Origin of the sequence: Staphylococcus simulans, from assembly GCF_047037175.1 — a bacterium.
GTDB lineage: Bacteria > Bacillota > Bacilli > Staphylococcales > Staphylococcaceae > Staphylococcus > Staphylococcus simulans_C.
In genome coordinates this window covers 1,827,442-1,838,842 of sequence record NZ_CP178241.1, presented here as the reverse complement: position 1 = coordinate 1,838,842, position 11,401 = coordinate 1,827,442, and the positions used below count along the sequence as shown (strand labels likewise).

The 11,401-nt window shown below is 35.3% G+C and carries 7 protein-coding genes; 3 read left to right on the top strand and 4 right to left on the bottom strand.

The genetic code is table 11. The features are described from left to right. Positions 1-302: 302 nt before the first annotated feature. Positions 303-2,051, top strand: a complete 1,749-nt coding sequence (locus ACFCT9_RS08930) for a DUF2075 domain-containing protein (RefSeq protein WP_412518698.1) — start codon at positions 303-305, stop codon at positions 2,049-2,051. Further along, positions 2,044-2,382: a nucleotide pyrophosphohydrolase gene (locus tag ACFCT9_RS08925; RefSeq protein ID WP_412518697.1), complete on the top strand. Its 339-nt coding sequence runs from the start codon at positions 2,044-2,046 to the stop codon at positions 2,380-2,382. The genes ACFCT9_RS08930 and ACFCT9_RS08925 overlap by 8 nt, the downstream gene beginning before the upstream one ends. Before the next feature lie 39 nt (positions 2,383-2,421). Here the strand turns inward: ACFCT9_RS08925 and ACFCT9_RS08920 are convergent, their stop codons facing one another. From ACFCT9_RS08920 to argF, 4 genes are all read right to left on the bottom strand, one after another. Continuing rightward, entirely contained in the window at positions 2,422-3,651 is a 1,230-nt protein-coding gene (locus ACFCT9_RS08920) for a transposase (protein ID WP_412518696.1), read from the bottom strand. 2,156 nt (positions 3,652-5,807) lie between these two features. Next, on the bottom strand, positions 5,808-7,376 hold the full coding sequence (locus ACFCT9_RS08915) for a YfcC family protein (protein ID WP_412521651.1): 1,569 nt from the start codon (positions 7,374-7,376) through the stop codon (positions 5,808-5,810). Between the two features lie 479 nt (positions 7,377-7,855). Beyond that, positions 7,856-8,788 (bottom strand): carbamate kinase, encoded by a 933-nt coding sequence (gene arcC, locus ACFCT9_RS08910; protein WP_412518694.1) that lies wholly within the window; start codon positions 8,786-8,788, stop codon positions 7,856-7,858. Between the two features lie 14 nt (positions 8,789-8,802). Further along, positions 8,803-9,807 (bottom strand): ornithine carbamoyltransferase, encoded by a 1,005-nt coding sequence (gene argF / locus ACFCT9_RS08905; RefSeq protein WP_412518692.1) that lies wholly within the window; start codon positions 9,805-9,807, stop codon positions 8,803-8,805. Positions 9,808-10,276: 469 nt separating this feature from the next. Between argF and ACFCT9_RS08900 the strand changes: the two genes are divergently transcribed. Further along, positions 10,277-11,302: a DUF4352 domain-containing protein gene (locus tag ACFCT9_RS08900; RefSeq protein WP_412518690.1), complete on the top strand. Its 1,026-nt coding sequence runs from the start codon at positions 10,277-10,279 to the stop codon at positions 11,300-11,302. The last annotated feature ends 99 nt before the right edge of the window (positions 11,303-11,401 follow it).

The following is an 11,401-nucleotide window of genomic DNA, read 5'->3' as shown; positions in this document are numbered from 1 at the left end:
TTTAATGTTATTTTACTCAATGTTTTCTAAATATTCAAATAAATACATCTTTATCAAGTGCAAAATGCAAAATAGTATTTGGTGACAGTTTTGAGAGTTTGGTTATATTCAGAAGTTTTAAGAATACATAATTGCGATAATGAACCATTTTAAAGTAGGGAGTTTTTTAAAGAAATATACAGTTTAAATGTTGTCATATACGATGGTTATGTTGTTTTCCTAATCTCAGACACTTATAATTACTTTAAATAGGTGTGTAGTATTTGATTACTACAATATTAATGGTGTATTAGGTGATTAAAATGAATGGGAAAAGAAAGCCGATAATTAAACAAATCGGGTATTCGATGGAGGACTTGAATCATTTTGTGGATGTATGGGAAGGCTCTGATGATTCGAAGTATCTGTTGAAGTATCCAACGGTCTATATTATTAATGATGATAAGCAGAAGGGTTTTAAGGTGTATGTGGGGGAGACGGCGGATATTAAGGGGCGTACTTCTCAACATTTGTTAACGGATGCGAAGACGGTGCCGTATTGGGCAGATTTTTCTTTGTCGATGACGTCAACGATGTATGTGATAGGTCACCGTTATTTTAATAAGTCTTTAACGTTAGATGTGGAAAATCGTTTGATGCAGTATTTATCGAGTGTAGACAGTATTGAATATATCTACAATAAGAGAACCAATCAACAAAATGATTATTATACAGCAGATCAACTCGATGATATCTTTACGGATATTTGGGCTAGGCTGAACAAAGAGAATAACATCTTGTTCCCGGTAGAAAGTATTATTAGGGATTCAGCAATATTCAAGGCATCTCCGTTTCATAAATTGACACAAGAACAAAACAAAGCCAAAGAAGCAATCACAGGTAAGATTAAAGTTGCGTTACATAATCATTTAGAAGAGCAGTTAGTGCTGGTTGAAGGTGAAGCGGGTTCTGGTAAGACAGTCTTAATGAGTAGCCTATTCTTTGATTTGAAACGTACACTGTTAGAAGAAAATGATAACCAACCGTTAAGCGTCTATTTGTTGGTTAATCATGATGAACAATTAAAAGTCTATCAAGAAATTGCGAAAAAATTAGGTTTATATGACCCTAAAAATAAAAAACAAGCGATTGTAAATAAACCTACAAGCTTTATCAATCAACATAGTACTGAAGATAAAGTGGATGTGATAATTGTGGATGAAGCCCACTTATTATGGACACAAGGTAAGCAATCTTATAGAGGCCAAAACCAATTGGAAGATTTAATTGCCCGTGCTAAAGTGGTTATCGCTGTATTTGATAGAAACCAAATTTTAAGTACAGAACAAGTCATAGAAGCGGATCAGTTAGAAAAGTTGATCTCAGATACTAAGGCAAACAACAACCATATACATCTCAATAATCAAATGCGCATTAATAGTAACGAAGATACTGTTGCTTGGATTCGTCGTCTGATAGATAAACAAACCATAGATAATATTCCAGAAGATGATAAATACGACATAAAAATATTTGATCAACCTCAACAACTAGAACAAGCTATTCGACATAAAGCTAAATCCCAAGATTCGGGTATCTCACGTTTACTCGCAACTTATGACTGGAAGTATAATGGCAAAGCACCTGAAGATGCAGATTATTGGCGTGTACGTATTGGGCAATGGAGTATGCCTTGGAATAGTCAACTAAAGGTAAGTAAACGGGAAAAATCTTTGTCTTGGCCTGAACAAAGTCAAACCATCGATGAAGTTGGTTCAACCTTTACCGTTCAAGGTTTTGATTTGAATTACGCTGGTGTGATTATCGGACCTTCTGTGAAGTTCAGAAATGGTAGAATTATCTTTGACGGTTCAGAGAGTTATAATCAAAAAGCAACGAGAAATAGAACACTCTCAGATAACACTAAAGCCAAATTTACAGAAGAATTGCTTAAGAATGAATTGAACGTCTTATTAACACGCGGTGTCAACGGCTTGTATATCTACGCAGTAGATGAAGCCCTTCAAAATGAATTGAAACGTGCCGCTAATGGAGGAATTAACCATGAATAATACAGAACAACTCATCCAAGAAATTAATGATTTTCGTAATGCGCGAAATTGGAGACCTTATCACAATGAAAAGGATTTAGCCATTTCACTATCGCTTGAAGCTTCGGAACTATTAGAGCTGTATCAATGGAAACAGCCAGAAGAAGTTAACGAGATAAAGCGTGAACGTATTGCGGAAGAACTCGCAGATGTCTTGATATACAGCTATATGATTGCGGATAACTTAGACATGAATATTGATGATATCATCCGTGAAAAGTTAAAGAAAAACGCGATCAAATATCCCGTTGAAAAAGCCAAAGATTCAAATAAAAAATATACAGAGTTATAACTGTGTGGACTGCTTAAAATTAAGCAGTCCCTCTTTGTTTTAAAACGGTTCTCTATTTTTCAACTTAATGCGCTTAAAGAAATTGTTGAATTCCAAATACATCATAAAACAAGAAATTGCGAGTTCTGCAGATGCTGGACTTGCATAGACAAAAGGACATTCACTCATTTTCTTAGCTTCTTTATTGATACGCTCTGCGCTATTACTTGTGAGCGTATAGTTATAGTTAGGTGCGACAGGTACAGTCAGATACGTGAAGCAACTTTCAAAGTATTGATTTAATAGAGTCAAACCTTCTTGAAAGCTTGGATAGTCTTGAGTCAGTGCTTCTAACTCTGCTTTAAGCCCTAGGTTAACCTGATATTCTGTATTAGGTTCAAAGAGTGCCGCAACTAATAGACGCGCTTTTTTCGCAATATCCTTTGGCGGTTCAGTATATTCATCTGTATTTAAAACACATTCAAAAGATGCGTTCAGCGCACTTCGCATAGATTTAGAACATATTTGATATTTGGTTGATGGCAATTGTTCTGCAGCTACTTTCATCAAGACAGGTGAAAGATCTGCTGAAAGCAATAACGGTGGATTCATACCACGACTTTTTAATTCATCAAAGAGTCTCGTCCATACGGTATATTCATCTTCAAATGAAACTGTTAAAGTCAAAATATCTCTATCCCCATGGCCATTGATACCCGTGATAGTATAGAGTTTCGCAAAGCCGATATGTGCGCCATCAAAGACAGGCAATTGAAGCGCATGCGCATGAATGAAGTGATAGTGCTTACGATCTAACAAACGATTTCGCCAATTTTCAGTTTTACGTTGCAAAATATTTCTTAGTTCTGCGAGTTTTGTTTCGGTGATAGAATGCCCCCAAAAGTAATAAAGCGCATCATGTACCGAACCTTGAGTTAAACCATTTACATGATTTTCAAGCAATGAAATACACATAGCAGCTTCCGGCAAGGCATAACTTAAGACGACAGAGGGTTCGAATTCAGTAAACAGACGTGTAGGGAAATTCATATCCAACTGTCCCATTTTCAGTCGATAACCTTGTTGGTATGATTCGGCGGTCAAATTTGAGATAGGGATATAATTATCACGCAATATTTTCACTACGTTAAGCGGATATTCGTGATGAAGATGATGCGTTAAAGAAATCAATTCTTTCTTCGTGTCATAATCCATGTTACTTTCTTTGATTTCAGAGATTAAAGTTGAAATAGGGTAGGTTGTTTGTGGTGTTTTGTGATATTGAGTCATAACAATATTCTCCTGTCTAGATGTCGTTGAAGTGAATACTGGGTGCGTTGCATTCAGCAAGTCGTTTACGAAGTGACGTATAGGCGCCTAGCGTCTAGCTGAAAGTAAGTACTGAGATAGTACAAGGTGATGAATGATAATAAGTATTTAGGGAGTATGGGTTGAATATTGGGCATATTAAATTTTCCTTTCTCTGATGTCTAAAATTAATATGATTTGGAAATGATCAGGATGATCTTAAACTCAATTGAGTATGATTATGTATGAATGGTGTATTGCTAGATTGTTTAGATATTTTGTATAACCTGAAAAATAATATTTCAATGTCGATTGTTATCGACGAAAAAGGAAATAGATGTGATCATAAAACGAGGAAAAGATACGCTAACAAAATTTGAGTGGATATAGCGTGATTTAAAAGTGATGCACCTTTATGCAAGGTGATGAGATATTTGAATTATAAAATGATATTTAATTCTTGTAAATACCTTTTTTGATAATACGATAAAACGATTTGATGATATTGAATGCCAAACAATGAAAAAATGCTTTAAATATAAGAGAGTGGGATTGTTTGAAAAACTTTTAATGACCGCTTAATAAGCATTGAAAACTGCTGATTTATTCGTCAGGATGCTAACTATTATTTTGGTTGATTGTATATATTGCAAGCAATAAAAGTATACATGTTTTTATCGGAAATAAATGCGTGGAAAAATTCATTTAAAAATCAAAATATTAGATTGACAATATAATTAGCGCAATGCTAAGCTTTTATCATGTAGCATCTCCAAGAAGCTACATAACCGTTTCTAGTTTAAGACTAGACATTCTATTCTGATTAGGCTGGGACATAAAGTTATCTTTATGTTCTGGCCTTTTTGTTTTGTTTAACAAAAACCGCCCATAAAGGGCGGGTTCTACAGGTTTTGATAAAAAGAATCTTTCAAAAAACATAACATCAAAAAAAGATCGAATGACAATCACTTTGTCTTGTCCCCAAGACAAGCAAAAGTATATAGTATTATTTTTAAGAAGTAAAGTACTTTTTCATAAAAAATCTAGATAAAAATTTTACTTCATATATAGCGAAAAAAACAAAGTTAATTATAAAGATTTTTTCAACGCTAAAACACAGAAAACACAAATTCAGAGAGTTTTGTTATTAGGATTTAGCTTTAATCGCTTTTGTAGTGCGGTTTTAGAAAAATAACATTTGTTACTTTGATATAGTGATAAACAGCGAGAATTTGTATGAAAATGTAATGATTGTAAAAAAATCTATAAAAATTTTAAGATTTTTCTTGACTATCTAAAAACAGGGTGCTAATATTTAGCCATGCACAAGACAAACACCTCTCAAAAAAGGATTCCAACTTTGATACAAATTGAGAGAGAAAAAGGCCAAAGCCCAATTTGTATTTGCAGCTGTGAAAGGTGCAAGTTCAGTGCTAGATTGAATTGCTGAGTTCATAAATAGAGATCGAACTTCATGAAGGTTTAACAACACAGTAGTTCAATTGATTTAATCGATTAGGTTTGTTGCTGGTAAAAAAATAACTGAAGAAAGGCAATCTTTCACATAACGGTTATATTATTTCTGGTTAGAAATCCAGTTAGACAAACCATTAGTAAAGGCTACACTCCTTTTAAGTACAAACGATCTTTTACAGGTTCGTATTATAATGAGACATAGAAAATTTGTAGTACAGAATTCAAGAGAAAAAGAAAATGAATTTTTATTTGAGACATAGAGAGATAAATCGTCACAAATAGAACATGCAAACGATTGGTTGTATTTCTTTTTTGTTAAACACCCTTTAGTGGGTGAGGCTAATGCAGTATGAGAAAAAGAGAATTACTGCAGCGGCCTAAAGTTTTTAATTGTTTTAGAAATATATGGAAACTTTTGGATGCATTATCTACGGGGGTTTTATCGTACTTGTTTACGATAGCCCTTTTTTTATTTGCCTAAAAATTTTATTTTACCAAAGTAATCAGGGGAGTTTGCTTAAGTAGACGATGCAATTTTTTTACTAAATAGGTACACTATTTTTACTATTTAGCAAAAAAATCATGAGTTTCTTCCTATTATAAATATAAAAGCAGAGACCTACTAAGATCTCTGCTTCTGAATACATATTTGATTTTATATTCTATGAGTAGATTAATACTTGTGATACTAACATTGCGCCACCGAATACTAGCACGAATACTACAACTGGCCATACAAATCGGAACCAGTGTGAGTATCTCATATCAAGCATTTGTAATGTAGCCATTACAAGTCCTGTCGGTGCTAAGAATAACATTGCGTATTGTCCGAATTGATATGCTGTAACAATGACGAATCTTGGAATACCAACAGTATCTGCTAGCGGCGCGAAAATCGGCATAGATAATACGGCTAAACCAGAAGATGATGGTACGATAAATCCTAGGAAGAAGAAGATAATCAATAAGATAATAATGAATATTGGACCACTCACATGAGATACGATATCAGAAGAGAATTTTAAGATTGTATCTGAAATTAATCCTTCATTCATTACTAAGTTGATACCACGAGCTAAACCGATGATTAATGATACACCCACTAAACTAGAAGCACCGTTTACAAAGGCATCAACTGTTCCTTTTTCTCCTAAACCATGTTTACCCATACCTGCAATGAACATGATAACGATTGTTACAGATAAGAACATTGCGGCCATGACTGGGAACCACCAACCTTGTGTCATTACGCCCCAAACCATAAGTGGGAATGGAATGATGAACAAGATTAAGATAATTTTCTTACGCCAAGTGAATTGATCTGCGTGTGCATCTTTACCCATAACAGACCATTGTTCATTGAATTTCTCACGGTCTTCATAAGAATAAGATGCTTCAGGGTTATTTTTAATTTTCTTAGCGTACCAATATAAGTAACCAATGACGAAAATGGCACCTACAATACAACCTGCGACACGCCAGTACAATCCTTCAGTGAAGGCAGTACCTGCTGCGTTAGAGGCGATAACCACTGAGAACGGATTGATTGTTGAGAAGGTCGTTCCGACGGAACTTGCCAAGAATATGGCCCCAACACATATAATTGAGTCATAGCCCATGGCTATGAAAATAGGTACCAGTATTGGATAGAAGGCGACGGCCTCTTCTTCAATACCACATAAAGTTCCCCCGAGTACCATCAAGATAGATACCATGAAGATGAGCATAAATTCATGACCTTTAGTCTTTTTCGTTAATGCGAGCAATCCAGATTCAAATGAACCGCTGGCACTTACGACTCCAATCAGTCCACCAAGTACAAAGATGAAGACCATAATGTCTACGGCTTCAATTGTCCCTTCAACCATAGCATTTGTAATTTGGTTAGGTCCTGCTGGATTTTGTTCTAATCTTTCGTAAGTATCTGGGATGGAAATTGGTTTGTTAATTGCACCGGATTCAAACTGTTCAATATCGATTTTGACACCCATTTTATCTAATTCTTCTTGGGTTCCCGGTACTTTTTTAATTTCTTTATGAGGGTTTTCAATTTTTAATTGATCAGACCCTGGTTCATAAGATAATTTAGAATACGCACCCGCTGGAATCAGCCATGTCGCAATAACAGCGACCACTGTTAAAATGAATAAAATGGCAAAGGCACCAGGCATACGAAGTTTAAATTTTTTCTTCTTTTTAGGTGGCTCTGTTAATGCTTTCGCAGCATCCATTTGATTTGTATGATCCATTATAATCATCTCCTTATAAGCAAGGGAATCTCAAAAATGCAGTTATCATATTCAAATGTTAAATAGAAGACAAGATACATTTTGTTCAGCCCATACGCTTTATTTATAGTTACAGCTTCAAATACTGTAATAATCATTCTGTATAGAAAGTGTTTGATACACTTTAACTATTTAATTTATATTCAAAAGCTATCCAACTCAGGACTTTTAAAAGTTATGAAACCTTATAGTGTAATGGTACACTTTATTTTTGCGTAAAAATTTTTTGAATCAGCGAGCACGCTCATTCAAAATTCTGTGTATGATAGGACTTGAATATAAATTATGTAACAAAATATTTATAAAAGGCCTGAACAAGTTGTAACAAATGTGAGATTGTTCAAGCATGTTCAGGCACTTTTATAAGCAATTTATCTATCATGATTCACTATTATTGAGCATTACCTACCATCAATAGCGAATTATTTTGTAATCACTGTACCCACTTTGCCTTCTAATGCAGCATCTAGATTTTCTAGAGAAGTGATGAGTACTTCGCCTTCTGGGTTCTTTTCAATAAATTGAAGAGATGCTTCAACTTTTGGTAACATACTACCTTTAGCAAATTGATCTTCTTCAATATATTTTTCCATTTCAGAAGTAGTGACGTTAGTTAATTTTTCTTGATTTTCTTTACCGAAGTTGATGAAGATATTATCGACTGCAGTTAAAATGATTAACTTATCAGATTTAATGTGTGCTGCAAGAATCGCACTTGATTTATCTTTATCGATAACTGCATCTACACCATGTAAGTCGCCGCGGTCGTCTTTAACAACAGGGATACCGCCGCCACCACCAGCAATAACTAGTGATCCGTTATTGATTAAATCTTCGATACTTGGTAATTCCACAATTTCAATTGGTTGTGGAGAAGGGACTACTCGACGATAGCCGCGTCCAGAATCTTCTACGAATGTGTAATCACGTTCTTTAGCAATTGTATCTGCTAAATCTTTGTCGTAGAATTTACCAATTGGTTTTGTTGGATTTTCAAATGCTGGGTCTTCTTTAGAAACAACTGTTTGTGTAACTAAAGTTACAACAGGTTTCTTAATATCTAAGTTGTGTAGTTCGTTTTGTAAACTTTGTTGTAGTTGATAACCAATGTATGCCTGACTCATTGCACCACATTCAGGGAATGGGAAGGCTGGACCTTGATCATGTTCTGCCGCAAAGTTTAATCCTAGGTTGATACTGCCGACTTGCGGACCGTTGCCGTGACTGATGACTACCTCGTGGCCTTTTTGAATCAATGCTACAAGTGATTTTGATGTGTTTTCCACTAGCTTTAATTGTTCTTGTGGAGAATTGCCTAAGGCATTTCCTCCTAATGCTACTACGATTTTAGCCATGCTTAATGTCCTCCTTATCCAATATCTCCTAGAGTTGCAACCATTACAGCTTTGATAGTGTGCATACGGTTTTCAGCTTCTTGGAATACTACAGAGTGTTTGCCTTCGAAGACTTCATCTGTAACTTCCATTTCTTTTAAGCCGTGTTTATCAAAGATTTGTTTACCGATTGTTGTGTCAGTGTTGTGGAAAGAAGGTAGGCAGTGTTCAAAGATAACACGTGGGTTGCCTGTTTTTTCAATCATTTCTTGGTTAACTTGGTAAGGTTTTAATAATTTGATACGTTCTTCCCAAACTTCGTCTGGTTCACCCATAGATACCCAAACGTCTGTGTAAAGTACGTCTGAACCTTTAACACCTTTATCGATGTCGTCTGTTACTAAGATTTCGCCGCCGTTTTCTTCAGCGATTTCTTTACAACGGCTCAATAATTCATCTGTAGGATTTAATTCTTTAGGGCAAACTAGGTTGAAACGCATACCCATGATTGCTGCACCTTGCATCAACGCATTCGCAACGTTGTTGCGTCCGTCACCTACGTAAGTGAAGTTGATTTCGTGATAAGGTTTTTTCAATACTTCTTTAGCTGTTAAGAAGTCAGCTAATACTTGTGTTGGGTGATCTTCGTCAGTTAAGCCGTTCCATACAGGTACGCCTGATTCTTCTGCTAATGTTTCAACAGTACGTTGTGAGAATCCACGATATTCGATGCCGTCATACATGCCGCCTAATACACGTGCTGTATCTGCTGCTGTTTCTTTTTTGCCCATTTGAGAACCAGTAGGTCCAAGGTAAGTCGTGCTTGCACCTTGGTCAGCTGCCGCAACTTCAAATGCGCAACGAGTACGAGTTGAGTCTTTTTCGAAAATTAATGCAATGTTTTTTCCTTTAAGTGTTTGTTGCTCAATACCTGCGTATTTCGCGCGTTTTAAATCTTCTGATAAGTTCAGTAAGAACTCCATCTCTTTCTGTGAAAAATCTAATAATGTTAGGAAATGTCTGTTTCTTAAGTTTTGCATTCTAATACAACTCCTCTATGTGATTGATTTCACATTAATTGTAAACGCTTTCTGTTGCTTTCGTCAATGCAATTTTGCACAATTCTTTAATTCTAACTTTAAATTTGTCCGAGAAGTTACCGTTATGCATAGTGTAACTTTAAAGTCGCGATATTCGCGAGAACAAAAAGAAAAATATTCACTTATTTGTATGATTATATAGTTCACATTTATATGTATTACCTCTTCTGTGTAAGTTAATCCTTTTTTGTTCAAAATCAACAAAAAACAATATGGGTTATCACGCTGTAACCCCTATAAATAAGCCACTTTCACTAGAAAAAAGAATAATATTTCACATGTGCTTAACAAAACCTTAAAAATAGATTGATTTTACTTAAAATTAATATAAGATAGTGTTATACAAGAAAAAGATACTTCCCTGAAACAACTATGATATAGACAACTTAGACAGAACGGAGAGATATCCATGCATAAACTTTGGTTCATTGTCATCAGCGCATTATTCTTATTAGCGGGCTGTTTCGGTTTGAAATCACAAGATCAAACAGAAGAAACCATTAAAAAGGATAAAGCGACTGATCAAATGCAGACATTTAAAATTGGTCAAATTGTAGACGCCGACGGCGTAGACGTTCAAGTGATCAAAGCAGAATACATTAATAACTATTCAGCTATTGATGCGCCAAAAAATGGTAAGGCACTTCAAGTCACGTTGAAGTTCAAAAATAATAATAAAGACAAGGTTACTGTGGATTCTACCGCATTCACCATGAATATTAGAGGAGAAACTTATCCAGACTGGATAGGCAGTAATCATTCAGAAGGGGCATTTACACATCAACTCAGTCATGGGAAAACCGCAATAGAGACTGTGACTTTTGATGTACCAGAGGCTAAAGTATATACCTTAGAGATGGATGCTCAATTCAAAAAGAAAATCGTTAAAGGTAAATGGAATATCCATCAAGCCATGATTAAAAAAGGTGCGCACCAAAACGATACTAATCAGGCAACTACTTCTGATACAAAAGAAAAGCATACTAAAAAAGCTTCTAAAGAAAAAGATTATCCTTATTCGGCAGATGAATATAACGGGCTAGTTGATTTATATAATACCTTCACAAAAGGTGAACGTATGAATCATGTAACACGTGGTGTAACGAATAAAGAATATAATGATTTGGCAGACCGCGTAGATAAACTTCTAGCAGACTATGGAGAAGATTTAGAGGCTGCATATCAAAAAGCAGTAAAAGAAGAAGAAGCAGAGTGGCAAAAAAATCAAGATCGTATCAACAAAGAGTTCGAAGCAGAGATGAAACGTCAGGATGAAGTCAACGCACGTGAAGAAGCACAACGCCAAAAACAAGAAGAAGCTGCACAACGTGCCTATGATGCTGAAGTAAAACGTCAAAACGAACAAGCTGCACGAGAAGCAGCCATGCAAAAACAACAAAATACGAACCCTCCATCTCAAGAGGACTCACAATAATTGAAAAGCTGCCTTTAAGGCGGCTTTTTTCAATATTTATACACTGTCATAAAGATGATTTCCTTTATGATACGCAGTCAATTCAAAAATATTCATCTA

Coding starts and splice junctions, on each gene's coding strand:
- ACFCT9_RS08930 (WP_412518698.1), top strand. CDS start 303: ATGAATGGGAAAAGAAAGCCGATAATTAAACAAATCGGGTATTCGATG.
- arcC (WP_412518694.1), bottom strand. CDS start 8,788: ATGGCTAAAATCGTAGTAGCATTAGGAGGAAATGCCTTAGGCAATTCT.
- argF (WP_412518692.1), bottom strand. CDS start 9,807: ATGCAAAACTTAAGAAACAGACATTTCCTAACATTATTAGATTTTTCA.
- ACFCT9_RS08900 (WP_412518690.1), top strand. CDS start 10,277: ATGCATAAACTTTGGTTCATTGTCATCAGCGCATTATTCTTATTAGCG.
- ACFCT9_RS08920 (WP_412518696.1), bottom strand. CDS start 3,651: ATGACTCAATATCACAAAACACCACAAACAACCTACCCTATTTCAACT.
- ACFCT9_RS08915 (WP_412521651.1), bottom strand. CDS start 7,376: ATGGATGCTGCGAAAGCATTAACAGAGCCACCTAAAAAGAAGAAAAAA.
- ACFCT9_RS08925 (WP_412518697.1), top strand. CDS start 2,044: ATGAATAATACAGAACAACTCATCCAAGAAATTAATGATTTTCGTAAT.